At 71.6% G+C, this 18297-nt stretch carries 16 protein-coding genes; 8 read left to right on the top strand and 8 right to left on the bottom strand.

The window, feature by feature from the left end; all coding sequences use genetic code 11:
- Nucleotides 1–90 precede the first annotated feature (90 nt).
- Nucleotides 91–501, top strand: a complete 411-nt coding sequence (locus tag I5071_RS46840) for a dihydrofolate reductase family protein (RefSeq protein WP_329611183.1) — start codon at nucleotides 91–93, stop codon at nucleotides 499–501.
- 4 nt (nucleotides 502–505) lie between these two features.
- On the opposite strand, the gene I5071_RS24085 is transcribed toward I5071_RS46840, so the two are convergent.
- From I5071_RS24085 to I5071_RS24075, 3 genes are all read right to left on the bottom strand, one after another.
- A complete protein-coding gene (locus I5071_RS24085; RefSeq protein ID WP_236515082.1) occupies nucleotides 506–1900 on the bottom strand; it encodes a dihydrolipoyl dehydrogenase family protein in 1395 nt (464 codons plus the stop codon).
- A complete protein-coding gene (locus I5071_RS24080; protein WP_236515080.1) occupies nucleotides 1897–2547 on the bottom strand; it encodes a VOC family protein in 651 nt (216 codons plus the stop codon). Before I5071_RS24080 ends, I5071_RS24085 begins: the two co-directional genes overlap by 4 nt.
- 170 nt (nucleotides 2548–2717) lie before the next feature.
- Nucleotides 2718–2867 carry a hypothetical protein gene (locus tag I5071_RS24075; protein ID WP_236515078.1) on the bottom strand — a complete coding sequence of 50 codons (150 nt, stop codon included), beginning with the start codon at nucleotides 2865–2867 and terminating at the stop codon, nucleotides 2718–2720.
- 623 nt (nucleotides 2868–3490) lie between these two features.
- Here I5071_RS24075 and I5071_RS24070 point away from each other — a divergent pair.
- Both I5071_RS24070 and I5071_RS24065 read left to right on the top strand, forming a co-directional pair.
- Nucleotides 3491–3769 (top strand): RNA recognition motif domain-containing protein, encoded by a 279-nt coding sequence (locus I5071_RS24070; RefSeq protein ID WP_236515076.1) that lies wholly within the window; start codon nucleotides 3491–3493, stop codon nucleotides 3767–3769.
- A 131-nt stretch (nucleotides 3770–3900) separates the two neighbouring features.
- Complete coding sequence (locus I5071_RS24065; RefSeq protein ID WP_236515074.1) at nucleotides 3901–4329, top strand: hypothetical protein; 429 nt, start codon at nucleotides 3901–3903, stop codon at nucleotides 4327–4329.
- Between the two features lie 12 nt (nucleotides 4330–4341).
- On the opposite strand, the gene I5071_RS24060 is transcribed toward I5071_RS24065, so the two are convergent.
- Both I5071_RS24060 and I5071_RS24055 read right to left on the bottom strand, forming a co-directional pair.
- Nucleotides 4342–5238, bottom strand: a complete 897-nt coding sequence (locus I5071_RS24060; RefSeq protein ID WP_236515071.1) for a hypothetical protein — start codon at nucleotides 5236–5238, stop codon at nucleotides 4342–4344.
- Between the two features lie 121 nt (nucleotides 5239–5359).
- Nucleotides 5360–6967: a sensor histidine kinase gene (locus I5071_RS24055; protein ID WP_236515070.1), complete on the bottom strand. Its 1608-nt coding sequence runs from the start codon at nucleotides 6965–6967 to the stop codon at nucleotides 5360–5362.
- Between the two features lie 68 nt (nucleotides 6968–7035).
- Here I5071_RS24055 and I5071_RS24050 point away from each other — a divergent pair, with 68 nt between their 5' ends.
- Entirely contained in the window at nucleotides 7036–8064 is a 1029-nt protein-coding gene (locus I5071_RS24050; RefSeq protein WP_236515068.1) for a class I SAM-dependent methyltransferase, read from the top strand.
- Between the two features lie 40 nt (nucleotides 8065–8104).
- On the opposite strand, the gene I5071_RS24045 is transcribed toward I5071_RS24050, so the two are convergent.
- Nucleotides 8105–10432, bottom strand: a complete 2328-nt coding sequence (locus I5071_RS24045) for a glutamine--tRNA ligase/YqeY domain fusion protein (RefSeq protein WP_236515067.1) — start codon at nucleotides 10430–10432, stop codon at nucleotides 8105–8107.
- A 310-nt stretch (nucleotides 10433–10742) separates the two neighbouring features.
- Between I5071_RS24045 and I5071_RS24040 the strand changes: the two genes are divergently transcribed.
- From I5071_RS24040 to I5071_RS24030, 3 genes are all read left to right on the top strand, one after another.
- Nucleotides 10743–12032, top strand: coding sequence for a hypothetical protein (locus I5071_RS24040; protein ID WP_236515066.1), 1290 nt, complete (start codon nucleotides 10743–10745; stop codon nucleotides 12030–12032).
- Nucleotides 12033–12357: 325 nt separating this feature from the next.
- Nucleotides 12358–13215 carry a trypsin-like serine peptidase gene (locus tag I5071_RS24035; RefSeq protein WP_236515065.1) on the top strand — a complete coding sequence of 286 codons (858 nt, stop codon included), beginning with the start codon at nucleotides 12358–12360 and terminating at the stop codon, nucleotides 13213–13215.
- A gap of 137 nt (nucleotides 13216–13352) precedes the next feature.
- On the top strand, nucleotides 13353–14252 hold the full coding sequence (locus I5071_RS24030) for a LysR family transcriptional regulator (protein ID WP_236515064.1): 900 nt from the start codon (nucleotides 13353–13355) through the stop codon (nucleotides 14250–14252).
- A gap of 19 nt (nucleotides 14253–14271) precedes the next feature.
- Here the strand turns inward: I5071_RS24030 and I5071_RS24025 are convergent, their stop codons facing one another.
- Nucleotides 14272–15288 (bottom strand): zinc-dependent alcohol dehydrogenase family protein, encoded by a 1017-nt coding sequence (locus I5071_RS24025; RefSeq protein WP_236515063.1) that lies wholly within the window; start codon nucleotides 15286–15288, stop codon nucleotides 14272–14274.
- A 20-nt stretch (nucleotides 15289–15308) separates the two neighbouring features.
- Nucleotides 15309–16304 carry an aldo/keto reductase gene (locus I5071_RS24020; protein ID WP_236515061.1) on the bottom strand — a complete coding sequence of 332 codons (996 nt, stop codon included), beginning with the start codon at nucleotides 16302–16304 and terminating at the stop codon, nucleotides 15309–15311.
- Between the two features lie 264 nt (nucleotides 16305–16568).
- Here I5071_RS24020 and I5071_RS24015 point away from each other — a divergent pair, with 264 nt between their 5' ends.
- The gene (locus I5071_RS24015; protein WP_236515059.1) at nucleotides 16569–18221 is read left to right on the top strand and encodes a hypothetical protein; all 1653 of its coding nucleotides are present in this window, start codon (nucleotides 16569–16571) and stop codon (nucleotides 18219–18221) included.
- Nucleotides 18222–18297: the final 76 nt, after the last annotated feature.

The raw sequence follows: 18297 nt of genomic DNA, 5'->3' as shown, positions 1-18297 counted from the left end.
CGCGCATCCCGGCGCGTCGATCCCGCGAGCCCATCCCGCGCACCGACTTCCTCGCGAGCACCGACGCGCGCTCCTACGCGATCACGCTCGATCCGAGCGGCAAGCTGCGCTGGACGACGAGCACGATCGGCGACGACCACGTGGTCGCGGTCCTCACCGAGCAGGTCGGCGACGACTACCTCGCGTTCTTGCGATCGAAGGGCGTCTCCTACGTGTTCGGCGGCAAGGACACGATCGATCTGCGGCGCGAAGCTGCGCACGAAGCTCGGCATCGAGCGACTGCTCCTCGAGGGCGGCGGCACGATCAACGGCACGTTCCTCGAGGCCGATCTCGTCGACGAGATCAGCATGCTCGTCGTGCCGCTCGTCGACGGCAGCACGGGGACGCCGACCTCGTTCGATGCACGAGCGCAGCGCGGGCCCGCGCGCCGGCTCGCGTTGATCGCGGTGGAGCGGCTCGCGGGCGATCTCGTGTGGCTGCGCTACCGGCGAAGGCGCTGAGGGATCACGACGAGGGTCTGCCTGCGAGGCTCTCGGCCTGTCGCGCCGCGCCGCTCGTCGATCGGCGCCCCGCCGCGATCTCGCCGTGCAGCGCGTGGAGCGCGGCGACGTAGATCTCGGAGAACGTGGGGAAGGGCTGGATCGTGTCGCGGAGCACCTCGAGCGGGACGCGCGCGCGGATCGCCAGCGTCGCCTGCTGGAGCCACTCTCCCGCGTCCGGGCCCAGCGCGTAGGCGCCCGTGAGCCGGCGGCCGTCGTCGCTCAGCAGCGTCAAGAAGCCGTTGCTCTCGGCATACGCACGCGTATAGGTCGCGGTCTTCGCGACCTCGGCGAGCGGGACGGTCGCGGTGAAGCGCGCTTCGGTCGCGCCGACCGCCGCGGCCTGAGGATAGGTGTACGTGACGCGCGGCACCGCCTCGTAGCTCGCATCGCGCGGCTCGCCGAGGATGTTCGCGGCGACGACTTCCGCCTGGTACTTGCCGACGTGCGTGAGCTGCCAGATGCCGTTGACGTCGCCGATCGCCCACAGGCGTTCGCCCGCGCGCAGGCGCGCGTCGACCGGGATGCCGCGAGCGTTCGCGGTGACGCCGACCGTGTCCAGGCCGAGCCCATCGACGCGCGCGCGCCGGCCGGTCGCGACGAGCAGACGATCGCCGCGCAGCTCGCGTCCGTCGTCGAGCACCACGACGTAGTCGTCGCCCTCGCGCCGCGCCGCGGTCGCGCGCACGCCGCACGCGAGCTCGATCCCGTCGCGACGCAGCACCTCGCCGAGCTTCTCGCCGAGCGGCGCCGGCTCGCGCGGGAGCACGTGCTTCGCGCCCTCGACGAGGACGACCTCGCCGCCGAACCGGCGAACGGCTTGCGCCATCTCCACGCCGACCGGTCCGCCGCCGAGCACGAGCAGCCGCCGCGGGACTTGCTTCATCGCGGTCGCGTCGCGGCTGGTCCAGAGGCCCTCGAGCTCGCGCAGCCCCGGCACCGGCGGCACGATCGGATCGGAGCCGGTCGCGACGACGACGTGCTCGGCGGTGTGCCGCACGCCGTCGACCTCCACGACGCCGACGCCCGCGAGCCGGCCGCGACCACGGAGCAGATCGATGCCGTGCTGCGCGAGCCAGCGCTCCTGGCCCGCGTCGGAGTAGTTCGAGACCATGAAGTCGCGCCACGCGAGCGCGGCCTCGACGTCGAGCTGCGCGTGCGCTGCGGCTTCGTTCGCGGCGTGGGTCGCCTCGCCGGGCCGCAGCAGCGTCTTGGAAGGAACGCACGCCCAGTACGAGCACTCGCCGCCGACGAGCTCGCGCTCGACGAGCGCCACGCGAAGGCCGCCCTCGGCGAGCGCACCGACGCAGTGCTCACCGGGCGAGCCTCCGCCGATCACGATCACGTCGTAGTGGCTCACGAGGGCGGCTCCTCGCCCGCCTGCTCGCGCAACAGGTACTCCGCGTACCAGTCCGGCCACTCCTCGTCGCGCTTCCCGAGCCGCGCCTCGTGCTTGCCGTGCGCGGTCTCGGCCCGCCGGAGCGCGCTCGCGAGGTCCTTCGCCGAGACGAACGAGGGTGCGTCGACGCGCCCGGGAAGACGCTTGCCGACCTCCTGCAGGATCCAGAGGTTGCCGTCGGGGTCGTTGAACGTCGCCTCGGTCGTGTAGCTGCGGTGCTGGGGATCGGCACCAGGGGTGCGAGCGCCAGTGCTGTAGTCGATGTGGAACAGCTCACTCACCGCGACCCCACACGCGATGAGCTGGGCGCGCGCCGCCTGGATGTCGGAGACGACGAGGTAGAGCCCCTGCGCCGAGCCCGGTGCTGCCGAGGGGATCCCCGTGCCGAAGTGGATCGAGCACTGCGAGCCGGGAGGCGTCATCTGCACTCCTCGGAAGGTCTTGCCGTCACCGATCTCCGCATCGAGCCGCCAACCGAGGCCGGTGTAGAACGCCTTCGCACGATCGACGTCGCTCACCGGAACCACGACGACCTCGAGCTTCATCTCGATCGTCGCCGTGCCCGGCTTCGTGATCTTCTTTTCGGTGCTCGTCTGGACGCTGGCCATCTCCGCCTCCTTCGGCGTGCGACTCCGACGAGCCGCTGCGCGAGCGGAAGGGCGCAAGAACCGGTCCTCGCGACGCGTGGCCGAGCGACGCCGTCGATGCGCCGGCGTTCGCGATGCGCTTCACCACGCCTCGCCCGGCGAGTGGCGCGCACCACCTCGGTCGATGCGCGTCAGCGCTCTCCGCCGCCGTCCGTCGCGGCGTTCTCGCGTGCTTCGACGCTCAGCGTGATGCACCGCGCGAGCGCGACCTGCAGCGCGCGTCGTCGCTGACCGTTCTCGCGCTCGACCGCATCGGCGAGCGCACCGGCGAGCGATTGCATCGCTTCGACGCGCTCGCGCCACGACGGTGGTGCTTCGGGTGGTCCGGCGTCGTCCTCGAGGAACGACCGCAAGTACCGGTATGACGCGGCCCAGGCGTCTCGCATCGCATGCATCGATGTCCGCGAGCGCCGCGCTCCATCACTGCTCGACGCTCGAACGTCGAAGTCATCGCGATGGTGCGACGCGGCGGCGCGTGCAGACCGCGCGAGCCCCCGCCCCGAGCTCCGCACGCGCCGCCGCCCACGACTCGGGCCCCCAACAAGCCCCCTGAGTCGCCGCATGCTCGATGTACGGCAGATCCGGCGCCTCGCGATAGCGCCGCACGGAGACGATTTGACATCGCCGATGTGCGAATCGTGCTCGCGGGCAGCCGAGCCGCACGAGTGACGTGGATCATACGTCGGCGAGCTCGGCTGCGGTCGCCCGTGATCGCGAAATGCACGCTTGCGTTGCACTCGTGACCGGTCCACTGTGGCCGGGCACGTTCTTCGGTCCCCGCTTCGCCCGGACGGATTCACGTGCTGCGACGACACCGCCGATGCGGGCATGTCGCAGCGTTTCCCCGGGCTCGAGGCTCTCTCGGCGGTCGCGCATCGTTCTGACACCGAGAGCCGGATTCCGAGTGATTTTGAGCAACCGTCTGTACGTAGGAAATCTCGCGTTCCACACCACCGAGGACACGCTGCGCGCGACCTTCCGCGCGATCGGCGAGGTCGATCGGGTCGACCTCCCCACCGATCGCGAGACCGGGCGCATGCGCGGCTTCGCGTTCGTCACGATGGCGAGCGCCGAGGACGCGGCCCGCGCGATCTCGAAGCTCGACGGCACCTCGCTCGACGGGCGCGATCTCCGCGTGAACGTCGCGCAGGAGCGTCCGGCGCGCCGCAACGGCGGCTGGTGATCGTGCCCGCGCTCGCCGCGCTGCGGTGAGCACGCATCGACCGGCGTTCCTGCGACGCGGCTGCGCGCCGCCTCGCGGGACGCCGTGATCGCCGCGCTGCGCGGCCGTTCGACGAGAAGGGATCGGTGCCGATGAGCAAGCCCAAGACTCCGCCTCGCGAGCGCTCGCTCGAGCTGAAGCCGGCGGCGATCATCGCGATCGTCGACACCGACGTGTGGCGGGTCCGCCGCCTGAGCGAGCTGCTGCAGGAGTGCGGCGCTCGCGTCCTGCTGCTCGGCTCGTCGGGCAACGCGATGCAGCTCCTGCCCGGAGCGCGCTGCGACGTCGTCGTGGTCGCCGATGGGCTCGAGCGTCCGACCGGCTCCGAACTCTGCGACGCGCTGCGCGAGAAGCTCGGCGCGGATCGCCCGTTCTTCGTGCGGCTCCGCGGCGAGCGCGGTGGAGACGCGAGCGGGCCGGTGTTCGACGAGACGCTGATCGAGCCGCTGGTCGACGACGCGCTGCTCGCGACGCTCGAGAGCGTGGTCCGCGCGCGACGCGCCGCCGTCGAATCGGCGTGAGCGTCGCGATCGTCACGTGGGCGCGGGTAGCTCGCGCGCGTCCATCGTGCCGACCACCGCGCGCAGGATCGCCTCGGGCGTCGTCGGCGAGCGGACGATCGTGTGCACCGCGCCCTCGGTGAGGACGCTCTCCGGCCGCGCGAGGACGACGATGCGCGGTGCGCGCGCGCCGAGATCGAGCGCGAGACGGGCCGCGACCGTCACTGCGTCCAGCCCGTCGAGCTGCTCCTCGAGCACCAGCGCGTCGAAGCCGACCGCCATCGCGACCTCGCGCGCAGTCCGTGCGGCGGTGAATCCCCGTGTGCTCATGCCCGCGGCATCCAGCGTCTCGCAGAGTCGGCGCACCATCTTGGCGTCGCGCGCGACGACGCCGACGCGCCGCGGTGCCGAGACCGGCGGCGTCGCCGCGGGCTCGGGCGCGTCGAGCGCTGCGGTCCGCGCATGCTCGTCCGAGGGCGCGGTGGGCAGCGCCGGCGCGTCGGTCGCGGACGGGAGAGGCGCCGCGACGGCGAGCGCCGGCTCGGGCAGACGCACCGGCACGATCCGCGGCGGCGGCGCTGCGACGATCGCGCTCGGCGGGCGAGGTAGCTTGGGGCGCCGCATCATCAGGGCCGCCGCGACCGTCTCCGCCACGGCGTGCGGCGACGCGTCGATCGCGACGCTCGCGATGAACTTCGGGCCGAGGCGCGGCTCGGCCTTGCCGCGGAGGACCCACGACGCGTTGCGCGTGCGCTCGTGCCGCGTCTCGTCGAGCGTGCTCGCGATCGCCGCGGTCGCGACGACCACGTCGATCATCACGTCGCGCAGGCCGGCGCGAGCCTCCGCCACGCCGGGGAACGCGAGCACGTCGTGCCCGCGTGCGCGAAGCGCGTCGGACACCGCCCGCAGGCGCGTCACGTCGTCGTCCACGACCACGACGAAGCTGGAGGACGACGGAGGAGTCACACGTCTCACTTCGTCCCCGCGGTGTGCGGATGCCATGCGTAGAGGTGCAGAATCGACACGCCCGCGTCGGAACGTGTCCGCGTCGTCAGGGCGCGAGCGGGAGCTCGATGGTGAACGTGGTCCCGCGCTCGGCGTCGCTCTCGACGAGGGCGCGCCCTCCGTGCGCCTGCGCGCACGCCTTCACCAGCGCGAGCCCGAGCCCCCAGCCGTGCCCTTCGCTCTTCTGCACGAAGGGCTCGAAGATCTGCGCGCGCTGCGCAGGAGCGAGCGGAGCGCCGGAGTTGTGGACCGCGAGCCGCGCGATCCCGCCGTCGACGCTCGTGCGGATCGTGACCGGCGTTCGGGGGTCGCCGTACTTGAGCGCGTTCGCGACGAGGTTGCCCAGCGCTCGCTCGAGCTCGCGCCGATCCCACGTCCCGTGCACGTGATCGGCCGCGAGCCCGACCCTCGCCGCGTCGGTCGCGGGCAGCTCGGTGACGACCGCGCGCACCACGTCGAGCAGGTCCGCCGGTGTGGGCTGCACCGGGAGCGTGCCGCCGGCCTGCATGCGGCTGACGTCGAGGAGGTCGCGGAGCATCTGATCGGCGCGATCGACGTTGCGCACGATGCGCTGCGTGAGGTCGATCCGCTTGTCGTGACCGTCGGGGAGCCTCGCGAGGAGCTGCGCGCTCACCTTCGCGTTCGAGAGCGGCGTGCGCAGGTCGTGCACCAGCAAGGACACGAACTTCTCGCGCGTCGAGCGCTCGGCGCGGAGCGCGTCCACGGACGCCCGGAGCTCCTCGTGGAGGTGCGTGGTCTCGAGGTGCACGAGCAGTCGCTCCCCGAGCATCTCGATCCGCCACATCTCGCGACCGCCGAACACGTGCGGTCGCGTCATGCCGACGTAGAGCACGCCGGAGAGCTTCCATCGCGCGGGCACGCGCACGCCGAGCATCGCGTGGATCCCGCTCGCACGCAGCGACGGGCTCACGTCGAGGGCGCTGGTCGCGATGTCCTCGACTCCGGTGACCGGCGCGTCGGCGAGCGCGACCTCCGCCGCGAAGGTCTTCGACGCGGCCCCCGCCAACTCGCGCGCGAGTGCCTCGCGCGAGCGCCCGGACGCGGCCAGCGCGACCAGCCGTGTGCTCGCGGCGTCGTGGAGCGAGACCGCGCCGACGTCGCAGCCCATCTCGTCGATCACCACCGCGAGCAGGCGCTCGGCGACCGCTCCGAGCGGCTCACCGCGCGTGATCCCGGCGCGCGCCTCGGCCTCGAGCCGGCGAGCTGCACGCTTGTCACGCTGCTCGTCGTCTCGCATGTGCGCTTCGAACGTGTCGATGACCCACGCGACGCTTCGCTGCAGTCCGGCGAGCACGCGATCGAGCTGTGCGATCGAGGGGCGCTGCGGGGGGTCGAGCTCGGCCCACGACTCCGCGACGGCGCGGGTGAGCGCGGCGAGCTCCTCGACGATCTCGCCGAGCACGAGGCCTCGGCGGACGCGGCTCCCGAGGTGTTCGCCGAGCAGCGCGACGACGCGCGCGTCGGGATGGGCTCCCGCGGGGGCGAGCAGCGCATCGAGCAGCGCGGGCACGACGTCGCGCGTCTCGGACGAGCCGAGCGCGCGTGCGGCCGCCAGCTCGCGCGCGCGCTCGAGCCACTTCCCTACGTCCGGCTCGGCGCGGTCACCGCGCACCGCCGCTTCGGTCGGCTCCATCGCGCCGCGTCTCGCTGCAGCGTCCGTTCCCGTGCGGGTGGCACCGAGGTTGCGACCTGACGGCGCGCATGGACGTCCTCACGAACCTGAGCGAGGCAGCCGAGTACTCGATGCCTCGGCTGCAGGCGATCATCACGGCGTGGGTGATGAGCACGCCGCTCGAGCGCGCGCAGAAGGTCGCGCGCGCGGACGGTCACGTCGAGGAAGGCGAGTACACGAAGCAGTCCGTGTACTCGCTCCTGTACTCGCTCTACCGGAGCATGGGCACGGTCCGCAGCGAGCACGGCGAGCCGTACGAGTTCACGTTCAACACGTGGGGTTACGTCTGGCCCGAGGCGTGGGGCCCGGCGCCGACGAGCGAGCGCGACCCGCAGCGCTACGGGCGCAATGCCTACTCCGGGCTCTTCCACTTCGATGCGGTGCAGCGACGCGCGCGAGAGCGCGCGGGACGCGTGCACGTCGTCGAGCTCGGGTGCGGGACCGGTGCGGGCGCCGATCACGTGTGCACGAGCGTGCTCCCGAAGTGCACGTACGAAGCGATCGACATGCAGCTCGGGGGCGTCACCACGTGCCGCAAGAAGTTCGCGCCGCACCACCGCGGGAGGCTCGTCGCGACGCACGCGGACGCGACCCGCGCTCCGATCGACGACGAGGTCGCCGACATCGTCGCGGTCTGCGAGACGCACGTGACCGATCAGGGCGACGTGATGACCGAGGAGGATCGCAAGTTCTTCCGCTCGGCGCGTCGCATCCTGAAGCCCGGTGGGCTCTTCGTGTGGGGCAACTCGATCCCCGAGGAGGCGTGGCGCTCGTCGTTCGAGTTCATGGAGTCGATCGGCCTCGAGATCGTCGAGACCGACGACGTGACGGACGAGGCGGTGCGCGCGCGCGATCTCGACGACCCCCGCATCCAGGCCTACATCGACGAAGCGATCTCGCGCTTCCCGGCGTTCCGCGTTCCGGTCTACGGCGCGCGGCGGCGCGTCGAAGCGGAGCTCGCGATGCGCAATCTCTGTCGCGCGCCGGGCACTCGCCTGTACGACGATCTCGTCACACGGCGCGACCCGTACCAGGTCGTGCTCGCGCGGCGCGTCTAGCGCTCGTCGGCTCTCGCGCCGACGAGCGCTCGCGACGTGCTCACGCGATGCCGAGACGCTCGCGCAGGACGCGATTCACTTCCTTGGGATCGGCGCCCGGGGCGGCCTTCACCATCTGGCCGACGAAGAAGCCGAGCAGGCCCACCTTGCCGGCCTTCACCTGCGCCGCCTTGTCGGCGTTCGCCGCGATCAGGCGATCGGCCTCGGCCGTGATCTGCTCCGCGCTCCACGCCGGCGCGGCGCTCTCGCGCACGACGTCGTCGACGCTCTTCCCGCTCGTGATCATGTCGGCGAGGGCCTGCTTCGCAGCGGCGCCCGTGAGCTGCTGGCTCGTGACCTTCGCGAGGAACGCCGCGAAGCGCGGCCCATCGAGCGCCGCGTCTCCGAGCTCCTTGCCAGCGAGCGCTCTCGGCAGCTCGTTGATCATCCACTTCGCGGTCACGTCGGGCACCGCGCCGCGCTCCGCGGTCGCGAGGAAGAGATCGGCGCTCGCCCGATCACCGCTCAGCAGGTCCGCCGCGTCCGCGCCGAGCCCCATCGCGACCATCGTGTCGTGCGCGATCTGGAGCTCCGGATCGCGCGCGCGCGCTTCGGCTCGGTACTCCTTGGGCGAGCGCGTCTTCGGGCGCGTCTTCGCCTTCGCGTTCTCCTTCGGCTCGACGTCCTTCTTCTCCGCGCGCTCGGGCGTCTTCGCCTTCTCGGCGTACGAGTCGCGCAGCGTGACGATGCGGCTCAGCACCAGCGCGCCCGGCTTCGAGTCGGGATCGACCACGAAGTAGCCGACGCGCTCGAGCTGCCATCGCGAGCCGACCTCGGCCGTCGCGAGGCTCTTCTCGACGCGTGCCTCGCGCACCACCACGAGCGACCCGGGATCGAGCTGCTCGAGGAAGTCGGCGCCGCCCTCCTCGGGCTTCGCGCTCTTGAACAGGCGATCGTAGAGGCGCACCTCCGCGGGCACGCTCGTCGCCGCGTCGACCCAGTGCACGACGCCCGAGACCTTGCGGCCATCGGCCGGATTGCCGCCACCGACGGTCTCGGGATGCGCGATCGCGCGCAGCTTCGTGACCTGTCCCTGCGCGTCGCGCTCGAGCACCGCGTCCGCGGTGATGCACAGGCCGTAGCGCAGCCGCACCGTGCGTCCCGGCGCGAGACGCTGGTAGTCGGCCGGCGGCTCGTCGCGCCAGTCGTCGCGATCGATGTAGATGCGCGCGCCGAGCGCGAGCGGGCGCGAGCCGGGCTTGCCCACGTCGGGCGGGAAGTAGGGCGCGTCGGTGGTCGTCGACGGCGCGCCGACGAGCTCGACCTCGACCGGGTGCAGCACGCCGAGCACACGCGGCGCGTTCTGGTTCAGGTCCTGGCGCACGCAGTACTCGAGCTTGCCGATGTCGACCGTCGAGTTCGCCTTCGCGACCCCGATCATCTCGGCGAACGCGCGCAGCGCCTCGGGGCTGAACCCGCGGCGACGCATCCCGGCGATCGTCGGCATGCGCGGATCGTCCCATCCGCTCACGTGCCCGCCCTCGACCAGCGTGAGGAGCTTGCGCTTGCTCATCACCGTGTAGTCGAGCGCGAGGCGCGCGAACTCGTACTGGTGCGGCCGCGGATCCCACGGTCCGGTGTGGTCGAGCACCCAGTCGTAGACCGCGCGGTTGTTCTCGAACTCGAGCGTGCAGATCGAGTGCGTGATCCCCTCGATCGCGTCCTCGAGCGGATGCGCGTAGTCGTACATCGGATAGATGCACCACGCGTCGCCGGTGCGGTGGTGCTCGGCGTGGCGGATCCGATAGAGCAGCGGATCGCGCAGCTTCATGTTGGGCGACGCCATGTCGATCTTCGCGCGCAGCGTGCGCGCGCCGTCGGGGAACTCGCCCGCCTTCATGCGACGCAGCAGATCGAGGCTCTCCTCGACCGAACGATCGCGGTACGGGCTCGGCTTGCCGGGCTCGCTGAGCGTGCCGCGGTAGACGCGGATCTGCTCCTCGTCGAGATCGCAGACGTACGCATGGCCCTCGCGCACGAGCCGCTCGGCGAGCTCGTACATCTTCGGGAAGTAGTCGGCCGAGAAGTAGACGCCCGTCGGCTCGAACCCCAGCCACCGCACGTCCGCCTCGATCGAGCGCACGTACTCGATGTCTTCCTTCTCGGGGTTCGTGTCGTCGTAGCGCAGGTTGCAGGTGCCGCCGTACTCGCGCGCGACCCCGAAGTTCAGGCAGATCGACTTCGCATGTCCGATGTGCAGGTAGCCGTTCGGCTCGGGCGGGAAACGCGTCGCGATGCGGGCGTGGCGCCCCGCGCGCAGATCCTCGTCGATGATGTCGCGGATGAAGTCGTGCGCGCGCCGCGCGGTGGAGGTGTGCTCGGAAGACATGTGGGGGGCGGGATTCTAAGACCATGGCGGCACGCTGACGACGCGCGTCGCGCCCTCGGCGGACGCGGCGCCAATCCGGACGACGACACGAGACCGCTGAGGGGCGCCCGCGCTCACCTGCGCACATGCGATCGAGCCCGAGCCCGCGCCGATCGATCCGTGATTTCCGGACGTTCCGCGGCGAACGGGCGCGCGCGGGAAAGCGTGGCCGTCACCACCCACGGCGGCTGTCGGGGCGTGCGTCGGCTCACGTAGCGTCCGCTCCGCTCGACGCGGAGGGGACCGCGTCGTGATCGCTTGGAGGTGGACCATGGGACGAGTGACGCGCGTCGCGGTGGGCACGTTCGTCGTCTTGGGCGCGTGTGATGGAGCGACGGAGTCGGACCGCGTCGAGCCGACGTTCTACGGCGAGATCGCGCCGCTGCTCGCGGAGCACTGCCAGACCTGTCACCAGCCCGGCGGGATCGGGCCCTTTCCGCTGATCACCTACGAAGAGGTGAGCGCGCGAGGGCCGCTGATCGCGGCGTCGGTCGCGAGCCGATCGATGCCGCCCTTCCTGCCCGACAACAGCGGCGACTGCGCGACGTACCACGACGCGATGTGGCTCGAGGACGCCGAGATCGAGCTCTTCCAGCGCTGGGTCGACGCGGGACATCCGATGGGCGACGCGTCGCGCGGGCTGCCCGAGATCGCACCTCCGCCCGCGCTCGAAGGCGTGACGCACGAGGCGCGCATGCCCGAGGCGTACGCGCCGGCGTCGGAGCTCCTCGACGACTATCGATGCGTCCTCTTCGACGACGACGTCGAGGGCGACGCGCCGCGCTACGTGACCGACTACGAGGTCGTGCCGGGAGAGCCGCGCGTGGTGCACCACGTCGTCGTCTTCCAGCCGCAGAACGAAGAGGCGGTCACCGCGGCGCGCGCGCTCGACGACGCCGCGGAGGGGCTCGGTTATCCGTGCCTCGGTGGGCCGGGCGAGGGCGTGCGCGCGAGCATGCTGATGAACTGGGCGCCCGGCACCGGGCCGGTGCACCACCCCGAGGGCACCGGCGTCGCGGTCGATCCCGCGCGGCCGCTCCTCGTGCAGATCCACTATCACTACGCGAACGGTGCGCTCCCCGATCGCACGGCGATCCGCATGCGCACCGCGACCGAGGTCGAGCACCCGATGCGCCCGTGGTTCTTCACCGACGGGCAGCTGAACCTCCCGCCGCGACAACAGGAGATCGAGAAGTCGGTGCGCATGCGCGCGAGCACGTACTCGACGATCTTCTCGAGCCTCGCGGGCACGCGACCGATCTTCGAGAGCGGCCGTCCGCTGCGGATCATGGGTGTCCGCGCGCACATGCACGGGCTCGGGCGCCGCATGCACATCGAGCGATCGGGGAGCGCGGGGACTGCGTGCCTCGTCGACATCTCGAACTATCGCTTCGGCTGGCAGCGCAGCTATTTCCTCGAGACGCCGGTGACGCTCTCGCCCGAGGACGAGCTGCACGTCACCTGCACCTACTCGACGATGGAGCGCGACGAGGCGACGACGTGGGGCGAGGGCACGCTCGACGAGATGTGCCTCGCGACCTTCTACACGATCGAGGAGTGAAGGTCTGTCCCGAAATCGGACCGAGCCCCGCAATCGAGGCGGGTTCGGCCGCAAGGCGACGCGAGAAGTCGTGCGAAAGCACGGCGACGAGCGGCAACGCCGTGGACGGGCCCGACTCGGCCGCGGGGCGACGGGAGATTTTGGGACAGACCTTGAGCCCTACCGGCGGGCGAGCCGAGTCTTCGCCGGGCCGCGCATGGGCCGGGCACACGCCCAGTGGGGCTCGCCCATGTGCGTCGGGTGCCGATCCGCGTGATCTCGGGCGCCGGAGCTCGGCACGAGGGCTGCTCTGCGTGGCCGCGACCACGACAGGAGCGTTCCCGTGATGACTCGTACGTTCTCCAACCATCCAAGCGTCTGGCTCTCGGTCTCGATCCTCGCCGCGTCGATCGGCGGATGCGAGGCGCCGCGCTCGGGCGATCTGCCGCCCTCGACGTTCGACGATGCCGGTGACGGCGGCGTCGGAGTCGTCACCGAAGAGCTGCGCGACGGCGATTTCTCGTTCGAGGATCCCGCCGTCGGGCGGCTCGTCGTGAACGGCAGTGGGTGCACTGCCACCCTGATCGATCCGATCGCGGTGGTGACCGCCGCGCACTGCGTCGACTATCGCACTGGCAGCATCAGCGGCACGTTCACCATCCACCTGAGCGCGACGAACCGGCAGTCGTTCAACGTGACGTCGACGCGATCGTACGGCTCGGGGGTGGGCGACGACGACGTCGCCGTGGTTCGTCTCGCGCGCGCGGTGCCCTCGTCGGTCGCCACGCCGTTCGGCGTGCATCCCGGTGCCATCGTGTCGAACAACGAGCGAGTCGTGATGTACGGCTTCGGATGCCGCGCAGAAGAGGGCGACTTCGCGGCGGGGCGGAAGCAGCGTCTGTGGACGCGCTACGACCACGACGACGTCATCAGCTGTCCGGGCGACAGCGGTGGCCCGGTCATCAAGACGATGGCATCCGGCGCGCGCGTCGTGTCGAAGGTGTTCAGCGGACGTCGCCGCCGCTTGCTGCGCACCGAGCAGCTCTACGGGCTGGTCTACGAGTACGCCGATCGGATCGACGATCAGGTCGACGACTGGGCCGGCCGGCCGCGAAGCGATCACGGCGGCGGCGGCGGCGGTGGTGGCGGCGGCGGCAGTGGAGGTGGCGGGAGCAACGGCCACCCGCCGCAGGACCAGTTCTGAGTCCTTGCAAAAGTGCTCGTCCCGCGGGCCCCGGACGGGAGCGCGCGAAAGCGCGCGGTCGGTAGGGACCTGCGGGCGAGCCGATTTTTTCTTCGAGGTGTTTCCGCCGCGCGCCTCGCCTACGCTCGCGGGGTCGCATGAAGGCGAGCGTCCTCCCGCAGCTGCACGTGTTCCTGGTCGTCGCGCGCAAGCGCAGCTTCGCCGATGCGGCGCGTGAGCTCGGTGTCTCGCGGTCGGCGGTGAGCCAGGCAGTGCGGCAGCTCGAGGACGAGCTGCGCGTCGTCCTGCTGAATCGGACGACGCGCAGTGTGTCGCTGACCGACGCGGGACGGCGCTTGATGGAGACCGCCGAGCCCGCGCTCACACAAGCGGTCGCGGCGCTCGCCGATCTCTCCACGCAGCCGGGCGAGACCACCGGGCGCGTCCGGCTGACGGTGCCGCGCTCGGCCGTGCCGCTCGTCGTCACGCCCGTGCTGCCGGCGTTCCGGGCTCGTCATCCGCACATCGAGGTCGAGATCACCGTCGAGGATCGCTTCGTCGACATCGTCGCCGACGGGTACGACGCGGGCGTGCGTCTCAGCGAGGCGATCGAGCGCGACATGGTGCAGGTGCGGCTCACCGATCCGTTCCGCTTCGTGATCGTGGGCTCTCCCGGGTACCTCGCGGAGCACGGGACGCCGCAGCGCCCCGAGGACCTGCTGCGCCACGAGTGCATCACGTTCCGATCCGTCACGACCGGGGCGCTCTATGCGTGGGAGCTCGAGCGCGGGAAGAAACACTGGCGCGTCGCAGTGCGCGGCGGCGTCGTCGTGAGCAACGACTCCGCCCTGACTGCGTCGCTCGCCGAGCAGGGCCTCGGTCTCGCGTACGTCGCCGAGCCGATGGTCGCGGAGTCGCTGCGCGCCGGACGACTGCAGTGCGTGCTCGAGGCCTACTCGCCGGCGGTGCCCGGGTTCTTCCTCTACTACCCGAGCCGCGCGCAGAGCTCGCCCGCGCTCCGCGCATTCGTCGAGGTCGCTCGGAAGACGGCGAAGTGAGGCAGGAGGTCGGGCGAGCTCACGGACGCAGCAGCGTCTTGATCGCGCGCCGCTCGTGCATCGCGCGGTATCCCTCCGCGACCTGATCGAGCGGCAGCGTGAGGTCGAAGACCTTTCCGGGATCGATCGTCCCGGTCCACACGAGGTCGATCAGCTCGGGCAGGAACCGCCGCACCGGCGCCGGGCCTCCGTGCAGCGCGACGTGCGAGAAGAAGAGCTCCGTGCCCGAGATCTCCACGCCGTGCGGGACGCCGACGAAGCCGACGTGCCCGCCCGGACGGGTCGCGCGGATCGCCTGCTTCATCGACTCCGCGGTACCGACGCACTCGAGCAGCGCGTCCGCGCCGATCCCGCGGGTGAGCTCCTCGATGCGCTCCACGCCTTCGTCGCCGCGCTCCGTCACGATGTCGGTCGCGCCGTACTCGCGCGCGAGCTTCTGACGCGCCTCGTGGCGGCTCATCGCGATGATCCGCTCCGCGCCCATCTGCTTCGCCGAGAGCACACCGAGGAGACCGACCGCGCCGTCACCGACGACCGCGACGGTCATCCCGGGTCGGACGTTCGCAGCGACCGCCGCGAACCATCCGGTGCCCATCACGTCGGAGAGCGTGAGGAGGCTCGGCACCATGTCCTCCGGCGGGCGCTCGGGCGTGGCCACGAGCGTTCCGTCGGCGAGCGGGACTCGGATCATCTCGGCCTGACACTCGCTCATCACGACGCGGTGCCGACACGAGGTCTGGTATCCAGCGCGGCAGTGCGGACACGTGTTGTCGGACGCGAAGAACGATCCGATCACGAAGTCTCCGCGACGCACCGTCGTGACGTCGCGACCGACCTCTTCGACGATGCCGCAGTACTCGTGGCCCATCGGCGTGGGCTTCGAGACGGGATTGATCCCGCGATAGGTCCAGAGATCGGATCCGCACACGCACGTGGCGGAGATCCGGACGATCGCGTCGGTGGATTCGACGATCTTCGGCTCGGGGCGCGTCTCGAGACGCACGTCGCCGGGCGCGTGGATGATGGTTCCTCGCATCCTGATGGAGCTCCTCTCGTTCAGCGGCCGGTCATGCGCTCGATCGCTTCGGGATAACGAGCGCCGTGCACCTCGATGCGCGCTGCGGCGCGCTCGATCGCGGCGAGGTCGTCGGCCGTGAGCGTGATGTCGGCGGCGCGCACGTTCTCCTCGAGGCGCGCGCGCTTGGTGGTGCCGGGGATCGGCACGATCCACGGCTTCTTCGCGAGCAACCACGCGAGCGCGATCTGTGCGGCGGTCCCGCTTTTCTCGCGCCCGACGCGCGCGAGGAGATCGACGAACGCCTGGTTCGCGGCCATCGCGTCGGGCGCGAAGCGCGGGAGGACGCTGCGGAAGTCGTTCGCGGCGAAGCGCGTCTCGGCGCTGATCGCGCCGGTGAGGAACCCCTTGCCGAGCGGGCTGAAGGAGACGAAGCCGATGCCGAGCTCCTCGAGCGCCGGCAGCACGTCCTCCTCCGGGCGGCGGAACCACAGCGAGTACTCGCTCTGCACGGCCGCGACCGGCTGCACCGCGTGGGCGCGACGGATCGTCGCGGCGCTCGCCTCGGAGAGACCGAAGCTCTTCACCTTGCCCTGCTGGATCAGCTCCTTCACCGCGCCCGCGACGTCCTCGATGGGCACGTTCGGATCGACCCGGTGCTGGTAGAGGAGATCGATCACGTCGACCCTCAGCCTGCGCAGCGATCCCTCGACGACCTCGCGGATGTGCTCGGGGCGGCTGTCGAGGCTCGACCACCGCGCTTCGCCCGGAGCGCTCGGCGCGAACCCGAACTTCGTCGCGATCACCACACGATCACGGAACGGCGCGAGCGCCTCGCCGACGAGCTCTTCGTTCGCGAGCGGCCCGTAGACCTCCGCGGTGTCGAAGAACGTGACGCCGAGCTCCACCGCCCTGCGGAGCAGCGCGATCATCTCGCTGCGATCTCCGGGCGCGCCGTAGCCCCAGCTCATCCCCATGCACCCGAGCCCGATCGCCGAGACCTCGAGGCCGCTCGCTCCCAACGTTCGCTTCTGCATGGCCAGCAGCCTGACGCCCTGGCGCAGGGCGCAGTAGGGGCGGATCGGCGAACGAGCCGTGAAGCGCTGCTGGACGATCTTGTGGAACGCCGACCGCGCCGCTACTCCTCCGCGATGCGAAACGGAGTCCGATTCGGTGGCGGGGTCTTCCTCGCGAGCGGTTGTGTTCTCGCGCTCGGGACGGCGCTGGCCGTCAGCAGAGCGCCGGTCGCCGACCCAACGCGCTTCGCGGAAGGTGTTGGTCAGCTCGCCGCCTTCGTCACGATGATCTCGATCGCCGCGGGCGCGGCGTGGCGACGCGCGCCGGTGCTCGGCGGGCTCCTCGCGCTGGTCTCGCTGCTCGCGGCGGCCGCGACGGTGGGGATCGCGACGATGTCGCGCGACGCGCCGGTGCGGCTCGCGGACGCGGAGCGCCTCGAGCCGCGCGTCGAGGTGCGCGATGCCACGCGATGGCTCGTCCAGCCCGCGCTGCAGCTCGAGCTGCTCGCGCCGAACGGGCTCCATCGCTCGCACGACGTCGCGCCGGGGACGTCGATCTCGGAGGCGCTCCGAACGGCGCCCGAGCGCGTCGAGGCGTGGCGGTGGACCGACGCGGCGGAGACGCGGAACCTGTTCCTCTTCGTGCAGGCGGAGCGCGGAGACGAGGACACGCAGCGCACGTTCGTCACCGGCGTGATCGGGGGGCTGAGGCGGCAATTCGAGCGGCAGCTCCCCGACGCGATCGCGTCCGAGCACGAGCGCGGTCCGCTCGATCGAACGCTGTCGTTCCGAGGGGCCGGCGATGCCGGCGTGCTGGCGCGCGTGTTCGTCTACGAGCTCGACGATCGCTTCATCCTCACGATGGTCCTCGCGACCGCGCAGTCGGATCTCCAGGCGCTCGACCGCATCCTCGCGAGCGCGCGGCACAGCACCGGCGCCGCGGGGACGCCGGCCGTCGCCGCAGCCCCGAGCCCGACCGCGATCGGCCCGCGTGTCGCGACCGCCGTGCCGATCGCGGGCGCGGGCGCGTTCGATCTGATCGCGGACGTGAGCGGAACGAGCGTCGCGTGGGCCGATCCCGCCGACCAGGGTGGCGTCATCCGCGCGCTCGAGCTCGGCCCCGAGGGCGAGCCGATCGGCGCAGCGCGCGAGCTCGTGGCGACCGGTGCGCACGTCCGCGAGCTCGCGGTGGCGCGACGCGGGGATCGTCTCGCGCTCGCGTGGATCACGACCGACGGCAGGAGCGGGCGCGCGCACGCCGCGGTGATCGAGGGCCCGAGCGGCGAGGCGAGCCCGATCGCGATCGGCGCGGCACGCGCGACGGGCGCAGCGCGCGGCGACGTCGCGATCGCGTCGCTCGCCGACGGCGCGTTCGTCGTGGCGACACGCGCGGATTCGGGCATCGCGCTCTCGGTGATCGGCGGCGCGCGACGGCGCATCGAGCCCATCGCGCTCGCGAGCCCGTGCGAGGCCGCGATCGTCGGCGCGTTCTCGACCGACGACGGCGCGCTGCTCGGTCTCTGCGGCGGCACGCCCGGCGCCGAGGAGTGGATCCTCGCGCGCATCGATGGCGCGACGGCGGAGATCGTCGAGCGCCGCGCGCTCGGCTGCGCCGACGTGAGATTGTCGAGCGCGGGCGGCGGGCGCGCGATCGCGCGCTGCGGCGACGCGCCGGTCTCCACCGCGCTCGACGGAACCGACGCGCGCCCCGCGAGCAGCGAGCCCGTCGCGTGCGAAGGCGAGCGACCGCGCCTCGGCGCCGCGCTCGAAGGCGCGACCGACGATCTCGAGGGGATGCTCCCGAGCTCCGTCGCCGCGCCGGGATCGCGCGCCGCGTGGACCGGCCGCGCGCTGCTGGTGGCGACGCGGCTCGGCCCCGAGCTCGTGATCCAGCGCCGTCAGTGCCAGTCCGGCGCGCTGCTGCGCACCGACCTCTGACATTGGTGTGATCGGCGGTGGACCGCCCATCGTGGGAACGCCGAAGTGGGAGTATCCTCCGCGCCCGCGTGGTGGA

Source organism: Sandaracinus amylolyticus, from assembly GCF_021631985.1.
Taxonomy (GTDB): Bacteria; Myxococcota_A; Polyangia; order Polyangiales; family Sandaracinaceae; genus Sandaracinus; species Sandaracinus amylolyticus_A.
The sequence above is the reverse complement of the archived record's forward strand: the minus strand, read 5'-3'. Positions and strand labels throughout refer to the sequence as shown.

Excerpts from the sequence above, each read along its gene's own strand:
- I5071_RS24045 (WP_236515067.1), bottom strand. The coding sequence starts at position 10,432 with ATGTCTTCCGAGCACACCTCCACCGCGCGGCGCGCGCACGACTTCATC.
- I5071_RS24050 (WP_236515068.1), top strand. The coding sequence starts at position 7,036 with ATGGACGTCCTCACGAACCTGAGCGAGGCAGCCGAGTACTCGATGCCT.
- I5071_RS24040 (WP_236515066.1), top strand. The coding sequence starts at position 10,743 with ATGGGACGAGTGACGCGCGTCGCGGTGGGCACGTTCGTCGTCTTGGGC.
- I5071_RS24030 (WP_236515064.1), top strand. The coding sequence starts at position 13,353 with ATGAAGGCGAGCGTCCTCCCGCAGCTGCACGTGTTCCTGGTCGTCGCG.
- I5071_RS24075 (WP_236515078.1), bottom strand. The coding sequence starts at position 2,867 with ATGCAATCGCTCGCCGGTGCGCTCGCCGATGCGGTCGAGCGCGAGAAC.
- I5071_RS24035 (WP_236515065.1), top strand. The coding sequence starts at position 12,358 with ATGACTCGTACGTTCTCCAACCATCCAAGCGTCTGGCTCTCGGTCTCG.
- I5071_RS24025 (WP_236515063.1), bottom strand. The coding sequence starts at position 15,288 with ATGCGAGGAACCATCATCCACGCGCCCGGCGACGTGCGTCTCGAGACG.
- I5071_RS24055 (WP_236515070.1), bottom strand. The coding sequence starts at position 6,967 with ATGGAGCCGACCGAAGCGGCGGTGCGCGGTGACCGCGCCGAGCCGGAC.
- I5071_RS24015 (WP_236515059.1), top strand. The coding sequence starts at position 16,569 with ATGATCTCGATCGCCGCGGGCGCGGCGTGGCGACGCGCGCCGGTGCTC.
- I5071_RS24080 (WP_236515080.1), bottom strand. The coding sequence starts at position 2,547 with ATGGCCAGCGTCCAGACGAGCACCGAAAAGAAGATCACGAAGCCGGGC.
- I5071_RS24065 (WP_236515074.1), top strand. The coding sequence starts at position 3,901 with ATGAGCAAGCCCAAGACTCCGCCTCGCGAGCGCTCGCTCGAGCTGAAG.
- I5071_RS24020 (WP_236515061.1), bottom strand. The coding sequence starts at position 16,304 with ATGCAGAAGCGAACGTTGGGAGCGAGCGGCCTCGAGGTCTCGGCGATC.